We start from the raw sequence: 18,959 nt of genomic DNA, 5'->3' as shown, positions 1-18,959 counted from the left end.
CGACCACGGCCGCTGCCCTATTTCTCCGTGACCCACTCCCTGCGCAGGCCCGGCCCCGCCAGCGTCATCAGCAGCGCCGCCAGCAGGTAGAGCACCAGCGCGAACAGCATCGAATAGCGCAGCGACTCCGCGCCCCATACCGGGGCCAGCGCCTTCGACAGCGCGCCCAGCGCGTAGATGCCGCCGCCCAGGCCGATCAGGTTGTTGATCAGCAGGAACAGCGCCGAGGCCGTCGCGCGGGCAGGCGGCTCGACGAGGTGCTGGATCGCGCCGGTCACCGGGCCGAGCCAGAAGTAGGCCAGCACCTGCGGGATCAGGAACAGCACGAAGGCGACCGGCACGCTGGTCGTCCAGATACCGCCCGCATAGAGCGGCACCGCCAGCACGAAGCCGATCGCAGGGACGCGACCGTACCAGGCGCGGTCGCCCTTCCCCAGCCGGTCCGCCAGCGCGCCGCCGGTCAGCACGCCGACCGTGCCGCCCAGCAGCAATACCGCGCCGAAGAACCATGACGTCTCGACGAGGGTGAGGTGGAAGCTGCGCTGCAGCAGGCTCGGCAGCCAGAAGGCGACGCCGTAGCCGAGCATCGAACTGGACGCCGCCCCGAAGCTGAGGAACCAGAACGCCCGCTTGCGCGCCAGCGTGGCGAAGACCTCTGCGAAACGCACGGTCGGCGCGGAGACAGGGCGCGGCTTGTCCTTCACCACCAGCTTGAACAGCGGCGCGATCAGGATGCCGCACAGGCCGACGATGAGGAACGCCGTGCGCCAGTCCACCGCCTGCGCCACGTAGCCGCCCGCCATCACCCCCGCCGCCGAGCCGAGCGGAATACCCAGCGAATAGACCGAGAGCGCGAAAGCGCGGCGCTCGCTGGGGAAATGGTCGCCGATCACCGCATAGCTCGGGGCCACGCCGCCCGCCTCGCCCACGCCGACGCCGAGGCGGGCGAGGAAGATGTGCCAGAACCCCGTCGCCAGCGCGCAGGCGGAAGTGAACACGCTCCATACCACCAGCGAGCCGGTGATGACCCAGGATCGGCTCGTGCGGTCGGCCACCCAGGCCAGCGGCACACCGAGCGTGGAATAGAGGATCGCGAAGGCGAGCCCGCCCAGCATCCCCATCTGCGCGTCGTCGAGTTTGAGGTCCGCCTGGATCGGCGCGGCGAGGATCGAGAGAATCTGCCGGTCGACGAAGTTGAATACATAGACCAGCAGCAACATCGCCAGCACCAGGCGGGGGGATGTCGTCTTGTGATCGGTCATCGCGTTTGCACCCTTTTCGTCATCCCGGACTTGATCCGGGACCGCTGGCCGTGAACAGCCCACCTTTCTGCGCGCAGCACGCTCCCAGCTAAAGACAGCGACCGGTCCCGGATCAAGTCCGGGATGACGGGAGATGCGCCTGCAGAAACGCCTCGATCGCGGCCAGCGCCACCGGCTCGTCGAGGATCGGGGCGTGGCCGACGCGCGGCACTTCCACCGCCGCATAAGGTCCCGAATGGCGGCGCGCCATCTCTTCCACCGTGGCGGTGCTCAGCAAGTCCGAGAGTGCACCGCGCACCACCAGCACCGGCACCGCACCCAGCAGTTCCCACAAGGGCCACAGGTCCGGCGGCACGGTCTGCGGGTCATCTCCCGCGATGCTTTCGGAAATCGCCGGGTCATATGCGAAGGAGACGGTGCCGTCGGCGTTCTCCCGGGCGATGCGGCGGGCGAAGGCGTCCCACTGCGCTCCGCCAAAATCAGGGAAGGCCGGGGCATTGATGGCGCGGGTGCGGGCGGCAGCCTCGGTCCAGTCGGCCATCTTGCCTCCGGGTCCGACGTAGCCCTGTATCCGCGCGAGGCCCGCCGGGTCGAGCACCGGGCCGATGTCGTTAAATATCGCCGCCTGCGCGAGGTCAGGCCGCAGCGCCTGCATCACCATCGCCATGAGCCCGCCCATGGAGGTGCCGACCAGACCGGCGCGGCTGACGCCAAGGTCATCCATCAGCGCCAGCATGTCCTGCGCATAGACGTCCGGCCGGTACTGTGCGGGGTCCGGATCCCACTGCGAGGCCCCTCGCCCGCGCTGGTCGGGCACGATCATGCGGTAGCGCCCGGCGAGCTTGTCCAGCAGCGGCTCGAAGTCCGCGCTGTTGCGGGTAAGGCCGTGCATCATCAGCATCACGGGCGCACCCTCGTGTGCAGGGTAGTCCCGGGCGACGAGGTCGAGCCGGCCGTCGGCGCTACGATAATGATGGACGCGGTAGTCCATGAAATGTCCTTTCAATGGGCGGCTGCCCGACCTCTTCTATCCCGTCATCCCCGCGAAGGCGGGGACCCATCTGACGGAAGTGCAACAGACACCGTCAGGAGTTGGGTTCCCGCCTTCGCGGGAATGACGGGAAAAGGGATGCTCCCCTCAGAACTCCAGCGTCGCGGTCGCGAAAACCTGGCGCGGGTTGCCGTAATAGGCGGTCAGCGTGCCCTCGGTGCCGAGCGAGGGAATGAACCGGCCGTTGGGTGCCGTCAGGAGCGCCCCGGTCACTGGGTTGGTCGCCAGGAACGTGTAGCCCGAGGTCTTGTAGCGCTTGTCGAACAGGTTCTTGCCGTGGACGCCAAGGCTCCAGCGGCCGCCCGGCGCAGTGTAGACGAGGCTCGCATCGACCAGCCCGAAACCCTTCTGGTCGAGATAGGGGTTGGGAATCTCGAACTGGTAGACCTTGCTGCGATACGAGTAGGTCGTGCTGAGATCGAGATCGCCACCGCCCACCGGCGTCGAGTAGGCGAGCGTGCCGCTGGCGGTCCACTTCGGTGTGTTCTGCACCTTGCGGTACTGCGCCACGTCGGTCGGAGTGGAGGCGATGTTGGCGATATATTCCTTGTACTGCGCATCGATATAGCCGAGCGCGCCCGACAGGCTCAGCCGGTCGCCCGAGGACATCAGGTCACGCCCCAGCCGCGCGTTGGCTTCCAGTTCGAAGCCCTTGAAGCGCGCCTTGCCGGCGTTGGTGATGACCCCGCAGAAGGTCGGCAGCCCGCCCACGGTGCAGCCCGCCGAACCGGGAATCTGCACGTCCTTGTAATCCATGTAGAATCCGGCCGCCGCGATGTAGAGCCCGCCGCCGAAGAAGTTGCCCTTGTAGCCGACCTCGTAGCTGTCCACCGTCTCCGGCTGGAAGCTCAGGTAATCGGCGATCTCGGCGTCGGTAGGTGCACCCGGCGTAGCCGCAGGCGCGTTGACGCCGACGCCGCGCGGGTCGAAGCCGCCGCCTTTGAAGCCCTGGCTGTAGCTTGCATAGATGTTGTGGTCCGGCGTCGGCTTGAAGCTGAGCGAGGCGCGCGGCGTGAACTTGTCGAACTTCGCCTTGCCGGAGAAGTTGGTGCTCGGCGCGCCAAGCGGCACTCCCGCCCCGCCGAATACCGGCGAGCCGCCGCCAAGATAGTTCTGCCGCAGGATCTGCGCCTTGCGCTCGTCCCAGGTATAGCGCCCGCCGACCGCGAGGCTCAGTTGTTCGGTGAAATCGAACGTGAAATCGCCGAAGATCGCGAAAGTATTCGTATCGACGTTGGCGCGGGTGAACGCGGTCAACCCGTTGAGCGCGGTGAACAGGCGCACGTCGAAGTCGGTGTCGGCCTTGGCGGTCAGGTAATAGGCGCCCAGCAGGCCCTGCACCATGCCGCCATCGTCCCACAGCAGCTGGACTTCCTGGCTGATCTGCTCGTTGCGATAGTAGGCGGGCACGTCGACGTCGACGGCGGGCAGCGCATCGAAGTCGATCGGCGAGGCGGAGTTGTCCTTGCGCCACGAACTGATCGAGCGGAACGTCAGCGCGTCAGTGAGTTCGGCGGTGGCATTGATCGCGAGGCCGTAGGCTTCCACCACCTGGCGCGGATCGTTCAGGCCGCCGCGCGTGTCGTAGACGTCGTCCAGCACCGGCGCGCCCGAGACGTAGCCCGGGATCAGGCGGTGACCGCCGCGCGCATTGGACTTGTCCTTGGTGTAGTCGCCCGAGATGCGGATCAGCACCGGCTCGCCATAACCGCCGATGTCGACGCTGGCGCGGCCCGCCCAGATGTCCTTGTTGTAGTTGTCCTGCCCCGTCGTCAGGTTCTTGCCGAAGCCCCCGCGCGACAGCCGCGCCACCGACCCGCCGACGCGGATGAGGTCGCTGACCGGCGCGGAGGCGGTGGCGATGAGGTCCGCCTGATCGTAGCTGCCGTAAGTGCCCTTCACCTTGAAGGAGAACTCCTGCGGCAACTGCTTGGTCACGTACTTCACCGCGCCGCCGATGGTGTTGCGCCCGTAGAGCGTGCCTTGCGGCCCGCGCAGCACCTCGATCCGCTCGACATCGTAGATATCGAGTACGGCGGCCTGAGGGCGGTTGAGGTAGACGTCGTCGAGGTAGATGCCAACGCCCTGCTCGAAGCCCGAGACCGGGTCCTGCTGGCCGACGCCGCGGATGAAGGCCGACAGCGTCGAGTTGGTCCCGCGCGAGGGCTCCAGCGTGACGTTGGGCGAGACGTTGGCGATTTCGGTGATGTCCACCGCGCCGGACTTGGCCAACTGGTCGCCGCTGAAGCTGGAGACGGCGATCGGCACATCGACCAGCCGCTCCTCACGCCGCCGAGCGGTAACGATGATGTCGCCGCCTTCCGCTGCGGTCGCCGCAGGAGCGCTATCCTGCGCGTTCGCAGGCGTCACGAAGCCGCCCGACAGAGCCAGCACACTCGAGGAAATCGCGAGGAATCGCACCCTTCGCATCACAGTCACTCCCATTCACGCTTCTTGTTGGCGATCTGCATATTGATAGTTGAATCGATTTTCAACTTTGAAAGTTTGCCATGGGCCACGGTCCGTTCTAACTGTGTCATCGTGAGCACAGAGCAGCCCTCCGCCGAAGGTTCGGCCAGCAAGATCCCGCGCACCGAGCGCGGGCGGCGCACCTTGCGCAAACTGCTGGACGCGGCCGCGCTCGAATTCGGCGAGCATGGCTTTCACGAAGCCTCGATCACCGGCATCACCCGCCGGGCGGGAACGGCGCTGGGCAGTTTCTACACGTACTTCAATTCCAAGGACGAAATCTTCCGCGCGCTGGTGGACGACCTTTCGGGCAAGGTGCGCGAAGCGGCGCGCAACGCCCGGCAGCAGGACCTGCCCGCGCTGGAGACCGAGCGCGCCTCGCTGATCGGCTTCCTGCGCTTCGCGGCCGAGCACAAGGAAATCTACCGAATCATCGACGAGTGCGAATTCGTCGATCCGGCCAGCTTCCGTCAGCATTACCAGTCCACCGCAACCCGCATCCGCGAACGCCTTTCCGAAGGCATCCGCAAGGGCGAACTGCGCGAAGGGCTGGACGAGGCGCATGCCTGGGCGATCATGGGAATGAACGTGTTCCTTGGCCTGCGCTACGCGGTCTGGGACGATGCGGAGGCGGAGGAGATCGCGGAACTGGCGAACTCGATCCTGCGGGATGGGATCGTGAAGCGTTAGCTTACCGCGCGCCCACCCCATCCGGCTAGGCGGTAAACCGCCAAGCCTCCCGGCCCTCCCGCAAGCGGGAGGGCGAACACCCCTTTCTGCTCCCCTCCCGCTTGCGGGAGGGGCCGGGAGTGGGCCTTCCTGCCTCCTTCCTTCCACCACTTATACTGGCACCTAACCGCCATTTACGCGATGCTAAGGCCGCCCTGCCAGAAGCGGATTCACCAAAGGAATCGGAACAATACCAAGTGGACGCGCGCATCTTCCTAGCCTCAGGCTTCGTCGCCCTTGCCGCCATCGCCGGCGTGCTGATCGTCGCAGCCGAGCCCGAAAAGCCCGCACCCGCATCGCTGGCCGAAGCAAAGCTCTCGCAACCCGCGCCCAAACCTGCCGCGAAACCATCGGTCCCCGCGAAGGACGAGCCCTTCGTCATCAAGCGCATCCTGCCGATCAAGGGCGCGATAAGGTACGGCGAATGGCACTGGGACGAGCATGACGTGCCCCCCGGCCCGATCGTCGTCACCGTGGACCTCGAGGCCCGCGTGATTTCCGTCTTCCGCGGCGGCTACGAAATCGGCGCGGCAGCGGTGCTGCTGGGCACGGCGGACAAGCCGACCCCGCTGGGGATCTTCCCGATCACCCAGAAGGACAAGGACCACGTCTCCAACATCTACACCGGCGCGCCGATGCCCTACATGCAGCGCCTGACCAACGACGGCATTACCCTCCACGGTTCCGACGTGGCGCTGGGCTATGCCAGCCACGGCTGCGTTGGCATGCCCGATGCCTTCGCAGCGAAGCTGTTCGACACCACGAAGATCGGCGACAAGGTCTATATCACCAAGGGCAAGCAGGTCGGCATGGGCGACAGCCTGATCGGGGGCTGAGGAAGGCCCACCCCTGCCCCCTCCCGCAAGCGGGAGGGGAATGAGAGCGCAGTGTTCGCCCTCCCGCTTGCGGGAGGGCCGCGAGAGTTGGCGATGTATCGCCTAGTCGCAGCGGGGTGGGCTTTTGATCCGCCGCACCGGCGCCCTGACCGGCGCTTTCGCAAAGCTCCACCCGCCTGCGTTGGGCCGCGCCACCAGTTTGCCGATAGAGGCAGGCTGTCCCTGCGAAAGCCCATCGACCAGCCGTGCGATCGCCCCGCCCCGTGCGTCCTCACCGTCGAGTTCGCGTACGATCCGCGCCACCACGCGCAAGGCCACTGCACGCGGCGCCTGCGGGCGGTACTTGAGGCCCATCGGCTCCTTCGTCACGCAGGATCGCCATTCGAGCGCCGCCATCCAGTCGAGCGCGGCGTCGGCCTCGGCGATATGCACCGCGCTCTGGGCGATGGCGGCAACGTCGAGCCAGTCGGCCTCCGCCAGCGCCTTGCGGATACGCACCCGATCGAAGCGATCGTTGATGTTGCTGGGATCCTGCGCAGCGACCAGTCCCGCCGCCTCGACCACCACGCCGAGTTCCATGCGCCGCCAGTCGAGCACTGGCCGCAGCAGCGGCAGCTCCGCTTCCGGCACCCTCCCCCGCCCGCGCGTACCAGCCAGACCCGCCACGCCGCTCGCCCGGTTGAGCCGCATGAGCAGCGTCTCCGCCTGATCGTCAGCGTGATGCGCAGTCGCCAGCGCCGCGAGCCCGCGTTCGGCTGCCCACCCGGCCATGGCGGCATAACGCGCCAACCGCGCCTCCGCCTGTACATTGCCGGGCGCGACTTGCACCGTCAGCGTGACGTGAGGCACCCCCAGTCCGGCGCAGACACGGGCGACTTCCGCCGCCTCGGCCGCGCTTTCGGGACGCAGGCCATGATCTACAGTTGCCGCTTCCACACGCCCGGGCAGCGCCGCATGGGCGAGCAGCAGCAGGGCAAGGCTGTCTGGCCCTCCCGACACGGCGATGCCCAACCGCGCCGTCCCGTCGTCGATCCGGTCAGGCCAGATCGCGGCAAGATCGGCGCGGAAGCGATCGACCTCAGCTACAGGCAAGCCCATTGCGCGTGGTGTTGTAGATGCCCGCCAGACGTCCGGCCGCTTCGGCCGCATAAGTCTCGCTGAACTCGGACAGCGCGATGCAGGCCCGCTTGGTGTCCTTGAGCTGCTTCATCGAGACCGCAAGGTACAGCAGGCTGTCCGAGGCGCGATCGCCGCGCTTGTCGGTCTGGAAGTTCTGGAGGAACCACTTGGCCGCCTCGCCCGGGTTGCCATCGTCGAGGTAGGCGCGGCCCAGCAGGTTGCGGCCGAAACTGGCGCGTGCATGCTTGGGGTACTTTTCGAGGTAGAGCTTCAGCTGTTGCTGTGCCTCGGGATAGTATTTCGCTTCCCAGAGACGGAAGCCGTAGCTGTATTCGTCATCGCCGGGATCGGCGCTCTGCGGCTTGACGATGGCCTTGACCCCGTCGATCCGCGAGTTCGAAGGCGCGGTCGGCTTGGGTGCCGCCGCTACAGGCGTGGGCGCGGGGCGCGGGGCCGCGGCAACCGGCATCGGCAGCGGGGCCGGACCGGAGGACGCTGGGACAGAACCGGAAGGCATCGGCCCGGTCGCTGACGGACCGGGCACGAAATCGGACTGCGCAGGCGCGGCCGCCGCCAGCTTGGCTTCCAGTTGGCCGATACGATTGGTGTTCTGCTCGACCTGCGCGGTCAGCTGCGCCATCCGGGCTTCGACGGCGTCCATCCGTGTCAGCACATCGGACAGCGGCGTGGTCGAAGGCGCGCCGGGGGCCGGGGTCGGCGTCGGGGTGCCGCTGATCTGGGGTTCGAAGAACTTGCCGTCGGCGCCCGGGAAGACCTTGCGCTGCAACGCGCGCACTTCGGCCTCAACCTTGTTGAGCCGCAAGTTGGTGTTGGCGTCCTGTGCAATGGCCGGAGCCGCGCCGAACAGGACCGAGGCCGCCGCTACCGTGGCCAGCCACCGCGCGCGGGAGGTTCCGCCGATTGCGCCAAGGGTACGTTTCATCGCCAAATCATCTCCATGCCGGGACCATCACCGTCCGAAACTATGGCCGCGCCATGCCAGCGACGGGTGAAACCGGGGATTAACCAATGGACCGGCTACGGGTGTTGCCCGAGGCGGCCCCGCCTGTCGAGCCGGAGGCGGTCGGAAGTCGTGGAAAGCACCGGACCGGAAGGAGTGGTCGCAGCCTTTACTGGGCAGTTACTGGGCGCTGGGCGGCAGCAACGATTCCGGCGTCGGGGCCTCGGTCGGCTCGCGCGGGGCAGTTCTGACGGAAGGACGCGGAGCCGGGCGGCGCACCGGCACGGCAGCAGGTGCGCGCGTCACGGCCGGTACGGGCACGGCGGCCGGAGCCTGCTCTGCCGGAGCCTGCGCTACCGGAACCGCCGCTCCGGTGCCGCGTGCAAGAAGGTCCGCAGCCGCCAGCGAAACGCCGGTAACGAGGCGCGGCTCGATAGAAAGCGGCGCGATAGCCTTGCCGCCTACCGAAATCTGCAGGGCATCGGGGCGTCCGGTACGCAGTTGCAGGCCGGGGATGGCCGTCGGCGCGGTCCAGTTCTCACCCTTGGCGAGTTCCTTCTGCAGCACCTGGTCGCCCTTGGCGTCGGTCACCTTGACCCAGACCTTGTCCCCGGTCGCGGTCAGCACGACCGGGCCATTGGCCTGTGCCGGCGGAGGCGCCACGGGAGCGGCTGCCTTGGGCGCGGCAGGCGCAGCGGTCTGCTCGGCGACGAGATCGGGCAACTGGCCTTCGGGTGAAAGGAAGTTGCTCCAGAACATCACCAGCGCTCCGACGACCACGATGACGCCGATCACCGCCAGCCACGCGAGGCGGCGGGTCGGGACGCGGGCGGGGTCGCCCGGCTCGAAACTCGGGACATATTCGACGCGGTCGCCGGCTTCGTGATCGAGCTGCTCGCGCACCTTGGCGGCGATGACTTGCTCGTCGAGGCCCACCGCCCGGGCATAAGTCCGCGCGAAGCCCACGGCATAAGTCCGCGCGGCCAGATCGCCAAGGCGGTCCTCCTCGAGCGCGATCAGATGACGTTCGGCGATCTTGGTCTGCGACGCGATATCCGCGCGGCTCTTGCCCAGCGCCTCACGCCCCGCACGAAGCTGGCTTCCGACGCTCTGCGGTCCGCGCGCAAGCCCTTGGGTTTCGACGTTTTCCAATTCCGCTCCGTTTGGCGTGGTAGATGCGACCTGAACGGTGCCTAACCAAACCTTCTGACCGGATAAAGTCAATCAGGCGCCGCCCGTTCCGGTCAAATTTATAGGGCAAATCGTCATCCGGACTGGCGCGGGCCGTTCCGGAGCATCAATTCAGTCGATCGCGATGTCCCGCTCGGCCGCCCACGCCGTCATCGTGCCGCGCAAATCGGCTGGCGGCGCGGCGAGCCACCCCTCCATCGCGGCCGTGATCGCGGGCAGGTCGACCTTGCCGACAAGTTCCTTGATCGGACCGACCGCCGCCGGGGTGATCGACAGGCGCCGGACGCCGAGGCCCAGCAACGCCAGTGCCTCGAGCCGCCGCCCGCCCATCTCACCGCAGACGCTGATATCGACCGGCGTGCCCTCCAGCGTGCGCACGACGCGGCGCAGGAAGCGCAGGATCGCCGGGCTCAGCCAGTCGTAGCGCTCGGCCAGCTTGGGGTTCGAGCGGTCGGCCGCGAAGAGGAACTGCGTGAGGTCGTTCGTGCCGATCGACAGGAACGCGATCTTCGGCGCCAGCAGGTCCAGCTGTTCGGCCAGCGAGGGCACTTCCAGCATCACGCCGTAGCGGATGGCCTCGGGCAGCACCTTCTTCTGACGGCGCAGATAGGCGAGCTGACCGTCGAACACGGCCTTGGCCGCATCAAACTCCCAGGGCTCTGCGACCATCGGGAACATCACATTGAGCGGCCGCCCCGCCGCCGCTTCCAGCAGCGCGCGGGCCTGCGCCTTGAGCAGCGCGTCGCGCTCCAGCGCCACGCGCAGCGCGCGCCAGCCCATCGCGGGGTTCTCCTCTCCCTCGCCGTCGTCGTGGCGCAAGTAGGGGAGCGTCTTGTCGCCGCCGATATCGACCGTGCGGAACACGACCGGGCGATCGCCGGCGGCATCCATGACGTCGCGGTAGAGGCGCGTCTGCTTCTCACGCTGCGGCAGCGTGGCGGAAACGAGGAACTGGAACTCGGTGCGGAACAGGCCGATGCCGTCCGCGCCGGTCAGGTTGAGGTTGGCGACGTCGTCACGCAGCCCCGCGTTGATCATCACCTTGATGCGGGTGCCGTCGAGCGTGGTCGCAGCCACGTCGCGCATGCCCGCATAGACGGCCTGACGTTCGCGGTTCTTCGCAAAACGCGCCTCGAACGCCTCGACCACGCCGGGCGACGGGCGCACCATCGTCGTGCCCTGATCGGCGTCGAGCAGCAGCGGATCGCCTTCGCGCACGATGCCGCGCAGGCCCCGCACGCGGCCGAGTACCGGGATGCCCATCGCCCGCGCGACGATGACGACGTGGCTGGTGAGCGAGCCTTCCTCGAGGATCACGCCCTTGAGCCGCCGCTTGTCGTATTCCAGCAGTTCCGCCGGGCCAAGGTTGCGCGCGATCAGGATCGCGTCGTTCCGCAACCCCATCGAAGCCGCCGTGCCGATCTGGCCCGAGACGATCCGCAGCAGGCGGTTCGCCAGATCCTCGAGGTCGTGCATGCGGTCGGCGAGGAGCGGGTCGTCGATCTGGCGCATGCGCATGCGGGTGCGCTGCTGCACGCGCTCGATCGCCGCTTCCGCCGTCAGGCCGCTGTCGATCGCTTCGTTGATGCGGCGCGTCCAGCCTTCGTCGTAGGCGAACATGCGGTAGGTCTCGAGCACTTCGTCATGCTCGCCGCCCATGCCGAACTCGGCCTGGTTGGCCATCCGGTCGATCTGTTCGCGCATGCGGTCGAAGGCGAGGATGACGCGCTGGCGCTCGGCCTCGGTATCCTCGGCGACGATGTGCTCGATGGTGACGCGCGGCTGGTGGTAGACGGCGACGCCCGATGCGAGGCCCTTCACCAGCGTCAGGCCGCGCATCTGCTCCGGCCCGGTCTGGGCGGCAGTGAGCGCGCGCGCATCTTCCTCGTCGATGAGGTCGGCATTGACGATGAGTTCGGACAGAACCATCGCCACCGTCTGCAGCGCCTCGATCTCCACCTCTTCGTAGCGGCGCGGCTCGACGTGCTGGACGCAGAGCGCGCCGACCGCGCGTTCGCGGCGGACGATGGGGACGCCGGCGAAGGAGTGGAACTTGTCCTCGCCCGTTTCCGGGCGGTACATGAAGTCGGGATGCGCGGCCGCTTCCGCCAAGTTCAGCGTCTCGATCCGGTCGGCGATGGAGCCCACCAGACCTTCGCCCACCGCCATGCGGGTGACGTGGACCGCCTCCTGCGCAAGACCGCGCGTGGCGAAGAGTTCGAGCATTCCCTCACGCAGCAGGTAGATCGAGCAGACCTCGCTATCGAGGCACTCGCCTATCACTTCCACCACGTTGTTGAGCTTGGTCTGCGCATTGCTGCGCGAGGCCATCACCTCGTGAAGGCTCGTGAGAATGGTTCGGGCTGCTTCGACGGCTCCGCTGGTCATTCTTCTGGCGTAACGCAAAGTCATGGCTTTGGGAACGCAGCGGATGCCGTCGATTCAGCTTATGCGGGTGATATCGGGAATTACCCGGTTGTCCGGTGGAATTCTCCGCGCTCAGGACCCTCTACAAGACTGAGATCGGCGATCAGAACCGCCCGATCTCCTCCTTGATGCGAAGCTTGCGCTTCTTGAGAGACTGGACGACCGCGGCATCAGGGATCGGGCGGCTCAATTCCTCGTGGATCTGCCGTTCGATACCGGCATGCTTGAGCTGCAGAGCGCTGACGTGCGAATTATCCATTGGACGTTCCTCCTTATAGGGGCCGGACCCTTGTCTTGCGACTGTGTGCGAACGGTGCTCTCGTAAGAGCCATGACGAGCGACCTGATCGGGCGACTCGACACTGGTGGGCCGGCGCAAAAACCAAGGAACCACAATCGGAGGACCTTGCGAAGACCCCACTTGCTTCATATCGGTGAGTTGCGTGAATCATGCGTTCGGCAGGATTCGGTCCCGCCCGTGCACAGGCTTGAAACTTAAGGAATTCCGGCGTGACCGAAGAGGAAATGCGCAAGCGCCTCGAAATCCTGAAAGTCGAACATCGCGACCTCGACGCGGCGATCGATGCTTTGATGAACGCGGGTGGCGGCGGCGACATGCTGCAGATCGCGCGACTCAAGAAGCGCAAGCTGCGCCTCAAGGACCAGATCGCGCAGATCGAGGACTACCTGATCCCCGACATCATCGCGTAATCGCGCAATCCTCCCTGTTCCGTAGGAATGGGGAGGTGGCAGTCGCGAAGCGACTGACGGAGGGGTTTTCTTCCCCTCCACCACCGCTTCGCGGCGGTCCCCCTCCCCATCGCTGCGCGACAGGGAGGATTTACGCCGTTTTCGAGCGATCAGGATTAACTTTCGTTCACCCTGCCGCCGTGCCGTTCAGGGACAGCGCGATATTTGCGCGGGATTATCGATTCGCCCCCGCTTGCCGCCGATTCGCCGGTAGGAAATACGAAGGGCCATGTCGAAACCGGCGACCATCAATCCGCGCATCGTCGAGGCGCTCTATTGCGAGGCGCTCGTCCTGTCCGACGAAGTGCGCGCAGCGTTCACCTTGTCCGGGCGGATCGACGGAGATCCCGGCCGCGTCGCGCTCTCCAGCGAGGGGCTCCGCACCACGACACGGATGATGCATGCAATCGCCTGGGTGCTCAATCATCGCGCCTACTTCATCGGCGAGATCAGTGACTTGCAGCTACGCCGCCATGGCCGCCTGTCGCCCGCGATGCGCCAGTCGGACCCTGCGCATGCCCTTCTTCTGGAGCCCGCCACCGCCCGGCTCGTCGAGGCCACGCGCCTGTTCTACGACCGCCTCCTTCGCCTCGACCAGTTCTGGCGGCTGACCACACCTGCGGCTTTCGGCGCGATCGAGCAGCTTCGAGAACGGATCGAGGGCGAGGTCGCGACCGGCACCTGACGGCACTCGGCGGTGCCATAACCGCCCTCAAGGTCGACACGGCGCTTCATCCACCCCATATCGCGCCCATGAACGCTGCTGCAGAGATCGACCGGCCCTACACGGTGGCCGAAACCATCGGCCCGCTGGTCCGCCGGGTGCTGGCGCGCAACCCGTCGCCCTTCACTTTCACCGGCACCCAGACGTATCTGGTAGGCACCGATGGCGAAGTGGCCGTCATCGATCCCGGCCCGGACGAGGCCGAGCATCTGGGCGCGCTGATGGCGGCGATCGGCGGTGACAAGGTGGTGGCGATCTGCTGCACTCATACCCACCGCGACCACTCGCCCGCCGCTGCCCCCCTCGCCGCGCTGACCGGCGCGCCGATTGTCGGCTGCGCGCCGCTGGTGCTGAGCGACGACGGCCCGCGCGCGGATGCCTCGTTCGATGCCAACTACGCGCCCGACCGCGTGCTCGCCGACGGCGAGGTGGTTACGGGCAAAGGCTGGACCCTGCGCGCGCTCACGACGCCGGGCCATACTTCCAACCACTTGTGCTTCGCGCTTGAGGAAACCGGCGCGCTGTTCACCGGCGATCATGTCATGGGCTGGTCCACCAGCGTCGTCTCCCCGCCCGACGGCGACATGACCGCCTACATGGAAAGCCTCGCCCGCCTCTACGAGCGCGAGCAGGACGTGGTCTACTACCCCGCCCACGGCCCGGAAGTGACAAAGCCGCGCCAGCTCGTGCGCGGGATGATCGGCCACCGCCGCCAGCGCGAGCGGCAGATCCTGCGCCAGATCGAATCGGGGGTGACCTCCATCGCCGCGATGGTGCCGCTGATGTACAAGGGCGTCGACGAAAGGCTCTGGCCCGCCGCCGGGCGTTCGGTATTGGCCCATCTTCTCGATCTTGAAAAACGCGGCATTACAATGCGCAATGAAGATGAATGGACGCTGATCGCCGCGAATTAGGCGTTCGTCGACAAGTATTCGCCGTACAACCCGCCATGCATTACTATCCGCCACCATCACGGGTGGAGGCAAATTCATGGCAACCGCAGCCGCAGCGCAGGTTTCGCGCGTCTCGTTCTGGGCGAAGATGACGATCGGGCTCAGCCTGTTCATCGTCTTCGCCTTTGCGCAATTCGGTCTGCGCGGCTTCGTGCCCGTTACGCAAGTGCCGGTAATCTTTCATGTCCATGGCGTGGTCATGCTCGGCTGGCTCGCCCTCGTGACGACGCAGGCGCTGCTGGGCAATGGCAGTGGGCTGGAACTGCACCGACGGCTCGGCTGGGCGAGTGCAGTCATGCTGCCCACCATCGCCGTGCTGACCAGCCTGACCTGCTTCGCCGGGCTTCGCACCGGCATGTTCCCTCCGTTCTTCCCGCCGGCCTATTTCCTCGCGCTGATCCATGTCTCGATGCTGATCTTCGTGATGATGGTCGGCGGCGCCGTTGCGCTGCGTGGCCGTGCGGACTGGCACAAGCGGCTGATCCTGGGCTCCACCATCCTCATCATGGACCCTGCGCTCGGCCGGGTCCTGCCGATGCCTTTCATCATGCCCTGGGGCGAGTGGCTGTCGATGGCGATCCAGCTTGGCATGGTCGCGCTGATCGTGCGGCACGACCGGCGCACGATAGGCCGCGTCCATCCTGCCACCGTGACCGTCGCGCTGGCGGTGGTGCTGGCGCATGTCCTTGTCGAGCTGCTGGCGATCACGCCGCCGTGGGTCGCGTTCGCGGCGCAATTCGCGGGATAGATGTCCTGCTGTCCTCCCTGTCGCGCAGCGATGGGGAGGGGGACCGCCCGCATAGCGGGTGGTGGAGGGGGAGCCCCCTCCGTCAGCCCTGCGGGCTGCCACCTCCCCATCGCTACGCGACAGGGAGGATCAGGCGACGGCCGCGATCTGCGAAAATTCCGCTTGGGTCCTTGGGCCAGCGTCCCTAGATAGACCCCGCCCGCAGCAAGGTTCGGGCGAGGATGTACAGGAACGACCATGACCGTAATGCCCGCCGACCTCTCAGGCATCGACGTGCGCGCCGAGATCGAGCGCCTGCGCAAGGAGCGCAATGCGGTCATCCTCGCCCATTACTACCAGAAGCCCGAGCTTCAGGACCTTGCCGACTTCGTGGGCGACAGCCTCGAACTGAGCCGCAAGGCGGCGGAAACCGATGCCGACGTCATCGCCTTTTGCGGCGTGAAGTTCATGGCCGACACCGCCAAGATCCTCTCCCCGAACAAGATCGTCGTGCTGCCCGATCTCAACGCCGGCTGCAGCCTGGAAGATTCCTGCCCGCCGGAGAAGTTCAAGGCGTTCCGCGAGGCGCACCCCGATCACATCGCGCTGACCTACATCAACTGCTCGACCGAGGTTAAGGCGCTGTCCGACGTCATCGTCACCAGCTCCAGCGCCGAGACGATCCTGCAGCAGATCCCGCTCGACCAGAAGATCATCTTCGGCCCCGACCGTCACCTCGGCGGCTACCTCGCGCGCAAGTTCAACCGCGAGATGCTGCTGTGGCCGGGCGTGTGCATCGTGCACGAGGCGTTCAGCGAGACCGAACTGCTGAAACTGCGCGCCGAGCATCCCAATGCGCCGATCGCCGCGCACCCTGAATGCCCGCCGCACATCGTCGATCATGCGGACTACGTCGGCTCGACCAGTGGCATCCTGCAGTATGCGAAGACCATGCCCGGCGACACGCTGATCGTGGCGACCGAGCCGCACATCATCCACCAGATGCAGCTCTCGATCCCGAACAAGACCTTCATCGGCGCGCCCGGTGCGGACGGCAACTGCAACTGCAACATCTGCCCCTACATGGCGCTCAACAACCTCGAGAAGCTGTACATCGCGCTGCGTGACCTGTCCCCGCGCGTCGAGATCGAGGAACCGCTGCGTCTGGCGGCGAAGAAGAGCCTCGACCGCATGCTGGAGATGGCCAGCGGGACGATCGGCAAGGGCGACCTGGGCGCGCGTTGAGGGCTTCGTCGTCCCGCCTGAAGCGCGATGACCCAACCCTTCGTCATTGCGAGCGAAGCGAAGCAATCCAGGGCGGTGTAAGACTGCTCTGGATTGCTTCGCTGCGCTCGCAATGACGATTCAAGGTAAGGCATCACTCTAAAGACAAGCCACCGGTCCCGGATCAAGTCCGGGACGACGACTGGCGAAACCTCTTCGCGCTTCCTATGTTGTATGGGAACGAACCGGGGAGCCCTGAAACTTGCGTGATGTCCTCATCCTGAGGAAACTGAAGGTCTGGTGCCTGCTGCTGCTGGCCGCCGTCTTCGCGCACGCGCTGATCCCGATCGAGGCCCGCGCCTCCGGCTCGGCATTCAGCCCTTCTACGGTCGAGGTATCGACCGGCCACTCCCTGCGCGTGGCTGCCGTGCGCAAGCTCGCCCCCCAGCGTGACCCGCTCGGCAGGGGGATGTTGCTCGCCTCCTCTTCCCAGGACCGGGAAGCACGGGACGCCCGCGCCTGCCCTGCCCCGGCCGCAGCCTCCGGCCCGCCCGGCTGGCGCTGCGCGCTGTCGCAGCCCAGAGCCCCGCCCTTCGCCTGACACGCCGCCGGATCGCAATGCCGATCCGACAGTTTCAGCAAGGCCGGAGCGGCGCATTCCAGCGCGTCCCGGCAGCGAAGCACGGGACATCCAATGCCTCATCACACTCCCCTGATCGGCACCATCGTCGCCGGTCTGGTGATCGCCTTCTTCATGGGGGCGCTCGCCCATCGCCTGCGGGTCTCTCCGATCGCGGGCTATCTTCTCGCCGGGGTCATGGTCGGCCCCTTCACGCCCGGCTTCGTCGCCGATGCCGGGCTCGCACAGGAACTCGCCGAGATCGGCGTGATTCTCCTCATGTTCGGCGTCGGCCTGCATTTCTCGCTGCGGGACCTGCTGGCGGTGAAGAACATCGCCATCCCCGGCGCACTCGTGCAGATCGCCGTCGCGACCCTGCTGGGCATCGGCATCGGCTACATGATGGGCTGGGACCTTGCCGCCGGCTTCGTCTTCGGCCTCGCGCTCTCGGTGGCGAGTACCGTGGTCCTGCTGCGCGCGCTGCAAAGCCGCAACCTCGTCGAGACCGAGCGCGGACGCATCGCCGTCGGCTGGCTGATCGTCGAGGATCTCGTCATGGTCCTCGCGCTGGTGCTGCTGCCTGCGCTGGCCTCGGGCCTCTCGGGAGGCGACGGCGCGGCAAGCCTGCCATGGGTGATCTCGACCACGCTCCTCAAGGTCGCGGGCTTCGTGGCGCTGATGCTGATCGTCGGGCGCCGCGTGCTGCCCTGGGCGCTGCACTGGGTGGTCCACACCGGATCGCGCGAGCTGTTCCGCCTTGCCGTCCTTGCGGTGGCTCTCGGCGTGGCGTTCGGGGCGGCCTATGCCTTCGACGTCAGCTTCGCGCTGGGTGCCTTCTTCGCAGGCATGATCCTGGGCGAAACGCAGCTCTCCCGCCGCGCCGCCGAGGAGACCCTGCCCTTGCGCGACGCTTTCGCGGTACTGTTCTTCGTTTCGGTGGGCATGCTGTTCGACCCCTCGGTGGTGACCGAGCAGCCGATCCCGCTGCTGGTCACCGTCCTGACGATCGTGGTCGGCAAGTCGCTGGCCGCCTGGCTGATCGTGCGCGCCTTCGGCTACGAGAACGACAAGGCGCTGACGATCTCCGCCAGCCTTGCGCAGATCGGCGAGTTCTCGTTCATCCTCGCCGGGCTGGGCGCCGGGCTGGGGCTGCTGCCCGAGGCCGGGCGCGACCTCATCCTGGCAGGCGCGATCATCTCGATCTTCCTCAACCCCTTCATCTTCAACTTCGCGGTCGGCAGCACCGGTTCCGTCAAGAAGCAGATGGAGGAGCAGGCCGAACAGGCGGAGATCGAGCACGAGAAAAAGCGCGAGGAGCACGTCATCCTCGTCGGCTACGGCCGCGTCGGCAAGCTGGTGGCGCACGGCCTGCGCGCCACCCCGACCGCCGTGCTGCTGATCGAAGCGCAGAGCGATCTCGCCCGCGAGGCCCGCGCCGAAGGCTTCGAAGTCGTCACCGGCAACGCGGTGGAGCCCGATGTCCTGAGGGAAGCGGGCATCGAGCGCGCCAACCGCATGCTCATCGCCATCCCCGAAGGCTTCGAGGCGGGCGCGATCTGCGAGGCCGCCCGCAAGCTGCGCCCCGACCTCTCGGTGATCGCCCGCGCCCACTCGGACGCGCAGTTCGCGCATCTGGTGGAGCACGGCTGCGACAAGGTGGTGCTGGGCGAGCGGGAGATCGCACGGCAGATGCTCGAACTGATCGGCGCCAGCGCCAGCCGCATCGCCGCCGTACCGGACGTGAAGTCGGCATGAGGGCGAGGAGAAAACCGCCCGGCTGGTTCAAATGGGCGGTCTGGGGCGGGATCGTGCTGGCCGTCGCCGTCCCCACCGCCTGCGTGATGAACCACGGGGAGGTGCCGGGCTACGGCGCCTTCCCGTCATTGCCGCACTGAAACGAGACAGGTTTGGGTCGACG

Annotated in this window: 18 protein-coding genes; 10 read left to right on the top strand and 8 right to left on the bottom strand. The window is 66.8% G+C overall.

Features of this window, described 5'->3' with window-relative positions:
• Window positions 1-17: 17 nt before the first annotated feature.
• The 3 genes from BES08_RS17025 to BES08_RS17015 form a co-directional block, all read right to left on the bottom strand.
• Window positions 18-1,262, bottom strand: a complete 1,245-nt coding sequence (locus BES08_RS17025; RefSeq protein WP_069709021.1) for a spinster family MFS transporter — start codon at window positions 1,260-1,262, stop codon at window positions 18-20.
• 112 nt (window positions 1,263-1,374) lie between these two features.
• Window positions 1,375-2,253: an alpha/beta fold hydrolase gene (locus BES08_RS17020; RefSeq protein WP_069709020.1), complete on the bottom strand. Its 879-nt coding sequence runs from the start codon at window positions 2,251-2,253 to the stop codon at window positions 1,375-1,377.
• A gap of 147 nt (window positions 2,254-2,400) precedes the next feature.
• Window positions 2,401-4,743 carry a TonB-dependent receptor gene (locus BES08_RS17015; protein WP_069709019.1) on the bottom strand — a complete coding sequence of 781 codons (2,343 nt, stop codon included), beginning with the start codon at window positions 4,741-4,743 and terminating at the stop codon, window positions 2,401-2,403.
• 111 nt (window positions 4,744-4,854) lie between these two features.
• Here BES08_RS17015 and BES08_RS17010 point away from each other — a divergent pair, with 111 nt between their 5' ends.
• Window positions 4,855-5,472, top strand: a complete 618-nt coding sequence (locus BES08_RS17010) for a TetR/AcrR family transcriptional regulator (protein WP_069709018.1) — start codon at window positions 4,855-4,857, stop codon at window positions 5,470-5,472.
• A gap of 236 nt (window positions 5,473-5,708) precedes the next feature.
• Window positions 5,709-6,347, top strand: coding sequence for a L,D-transpeptidase family protein (locus BES08_RS17005; RefSeq protein ID WP_069709017.1), 639 nt, complete (start codon window positions 5,709-5,711; stop codon window positions 6,345-6,347).
• A 102-nt stretch (window positions 6,348-6,449) separates the two neighbouring features.
• On the opposite strand, the gene tilS is transcribed toward BES08_RS17005, so the two are convergent.
• The 5 genes from tilS to BES08_RS31895 all read right to left on the bottom strand — a co-directional run bounded on the left by tilS (window position 6,450) and on the right by BES08_RS31895 (window position 12,304).
• Entirely contained in the window at window positions 6,450-7,445 is a 996-nt protein-coding gene (gene tilS, locus BES08_RS17000) for a tRNA lysidine(34) synthetase TilS (RefSeq protein WP_069709317.1), read from the bottom strand.
• The gene (locus BES08_RS16995) at window positions 7,426-8,409 is read right to left on the bottom strand and encodes a tetratricopeptide repeat protein (RefSeq protein ID WP_008832927.1); all 984 of its coding nucleotides are present in this window, start codon (window positions 8,407-8,409) and stop codon (window positions 7,426-7,428) included. The genes tilS and BES08_RS16995 overlap by 20 nt, the downstream gene beginning before the upstream one ends.
• 198 nt (window positions 8,410-8,607) lie before the next feature.
• Window positions 8,608-9,579 (bottom strand): helix-turn-helix domain-containing protein, encoded by a 972-nt coding sequence (locus BES08_RS16990; protein ID WP_069709016.1) that lies wholly within the window; start codon window positions 9,577-9,579, stop codon window positions 8,608-8,610.
• A 150-nt stretch (window positions 9,580-9,729) separates the two neighbouring features.
• Window positions 9,730-12,006, bottom strand: a complete 2,277-nt coding sequence (ptsP, locus tag BES08_RS16985) for a phosphoenolpyruvate--protein phosphotransferase (RefSeq protein ID WP_069709015.1) — start codon at window positions 12,004-12,006, stop codon at window positions 9,730-9,732.
• Between the two features lie 142 nt (window positions 12,007-12,148).
• On the bottom strand, window positions 12,149-12,304 hold the full coding sequence (locus BES08_RS31895; protein ID WP_008833012.1) for a YdcH family protein: 156 nt from the start codon (window positions 12,302-12,304) through the stop codon (window positions 12,149-12,151).
• A gap of 250 nt (window positions 12,305-12,554) precedes the next feature.
• Between BES08_RS31895 and BES08_RS16980 the strand changes: the two genes are divergently transcribed.
• The 8 genes from BES08_RS16980 to BES08_RS32990 all read left to right on the top strand — a co-directional run bounded on the left by BES08_RS16980 (window position 12,555) and on the right by BES08_RS32990 (window position 18,936).
• A complete protein-coding gene (locus BES08_RS16980; protein WP_008833013.1) occupies window positions 12,555-12,755 on the top strand; it encodes a YdcH family protein in 201 nt (66 codons plus the stop codon).
• A gap of 268 nt (window positions 12,756-13,023) precedes the next feature.
• Window positions 13,024-13,479 (top strand): DUF1465 family protein, encoded by a 456-nt coding sequence (locus BES08_RS16975; RefSeq protein WP_069709014.1) that lies wholly within the window; start codon window positions 13,024-13,026, stop codon window positions 13,477-13,479.
• A 68-nt stretch (window positions 13,480-13,547) separates the two neighbouring features.
• Window positions 13,548-14,432, top strand: coding sequence for an MBL fold metallo-hydrolase (locus tag BES08_RS16970; protein WP_069709013.1), 885 nt, complete (start codon window positions 13,548-13,550; stop codon window positions 14,430-14,432).
• Window positions 14,433-14,508: 76 nt separating this feature from the next.
• Window positions 14,509-15,219, top strand: a complete 711-nt coding sequence (locus BES08_RS16965) for a hypothetical protein (protein WP_069709012.1) — start codon at window positions 14,509-14,511, stop codon at window positions 15,217-15,219.
• Window positions 15,220-15,456: 237 nt separating this feature from the next.
• Window positions 15,457-16,443, top strand: coding sequence for a quinolinate synthase NadA (gene nadA, locus BES08_RS16960; protein ID WP_008833588.1), 987 nt, complete (start codon window positions 15,457-15,459; stop codon window positions 16,441-16,443).
• A 241-nt stretch (window positions 16,444-16,684) separates the two neighbouring features.
• Window positions 16,685-17,023: a hypothetical protein gene (locus BES08_RS16955; RefSeq protein ID WP_069709011.1), complete on the top strand. Its 339-nt coding sequence runs from the start codon at window positions 16,685-16,687 to the stop codon at window positions 17,021-17,023.
• 93 nt (window positions 17,024-17,116) lie between these two features.
• On the top strand, window positions 17,117-18,796 hold the full coding sequence (gene ybaL, locus BES08_RS16950; RefSeq protein ID WP_008833586.1) for a YbaL family putative K(+) efflux transporter: 1,680 nt from the start codon (window positions 17,117-17,119) through the stop codon (window positions 18,794-18,796).
• Entirely contained in the window at window positions 18,793-18,936 is a 144-nt protein-coding gene (locus tag BES08_RS32990; RefSeq protein ID WP_155986379.1) for a hypothetical protein, read from the top strand. The genes ybaL and BES08_RS32990 overlap by 4 nt, the downstream gene beginning before the upstream one ends.
• Window positions 18,937-18,959 lie beyond the last annotated feature (23 nt).

This window comes from Novosphingobium resinovorum (assembly GCF_001742225.1).
Classification (GTDB): Bacteria; Pseudomonadota; Alphaproteobacteria; order Sphingomonadales; family Sphingomonadaceae; genus Novosphingobium; species Novosphingobium resinovorum_A.
Note: the sequence above shows the minus strand (reverse complement) of the source record. Positions and strands in the feature narration are given on the sequence as shown.

Excerpts from the sequence above, each read along its gene's own strand:
- BES08_RS17020 (WP_069709020.1), bottom strand. The coding sequence starts at position 2,253 with ATGGACTACCGCGTCCATCATTATCGTAGCGCCGACGGCCGGCTCGAC.
- BES08_RS17015 (WP_069709019.1), bottom strand. The coding sequence starts at position 4,743 with ATGCGAAGGGTGCGATTCCTCGCGATTTCCTCGAGTGTGCTGGCTCTG.
- BES08_RS32990 (WP_155986379.1), top strand. The coding sequence starts at position 18,793 with ATGAGGGCGAGGAGAAAACCGCCCGGCTGGTTCAAATGGGCGGTCTGG.
- tilS (WP_069709317.1), bottom strand. The coding sequence starts at position 7,445 with ATGGGCTTGCCTGTAGCTGAGGTCGATCGCTTCCGCGCCGATCTTGCC.
- BES08_RS16965 (WP_069709012.1), top strand. The coding sequence starts at position 14,509 with ATGGCAACCGCAGCCGCAGCGCAGGTTTCGCGCGTCTCGTTCTGGGCG.
- nadA (WP_008833588.1), top strand. The coding sequence starts at position 15,457 with ATGACCGTAATGCCCGCCGACCTCTCAGGCATCGACGTGCGCGCCGAG.
- BES08_RS16995 (WP_008832927.1), bottom strand. The coding sequence starts at position 8,409 with ATGAAACGTACCCTTGGCGCAATCGGCGGAACCTCCCGCGCGCGGTGG.
- BES08_RS16975 (WP_069709014.1), top strand. The coding sequence starts at position 13,024 with ATGTCGAAACCGGCGACCATCAATCCGCGCATCGTCGAGGCGCTCTAT.
- ybaL (WP_008833586.1), top strand. The coding sequence starts at position 17,117 with ATGCCTCATCACACTCCCCTGATCGGCACCATCGTCGCCGGTCTGGTG.
- BES08_RS31895 (WP_008833012.1), bottom strand. The coding sequence starts at position 12,304 with ATGGATAATTCGCACGTCAGCGCTCTGCAGCTCAAGCATGCCGGTATC.
- ptsP (WP_069709015.1), bottom strand. The coding sequence starts at position 12,006 with ATGACCAGCGGAGCCGTCGAAGCAGCCCGAACCATTCTCACGAGCCTT.
- BES08_RS17025 (WP_069709021.1), bottom strand. The coding sequence starts at position 1,262 with ATGACCGATCACAAGACGACATCCCCCCGCCTGGTGCTGGCGATGTTG.
- BES08_RS16970 (WP_069709013.1), top strand. The coding sequence starts at position 13,548 with ATGAACGCTGCTGCAGAGATCGACCGGCCCTACACGGTGGCCGAAACC.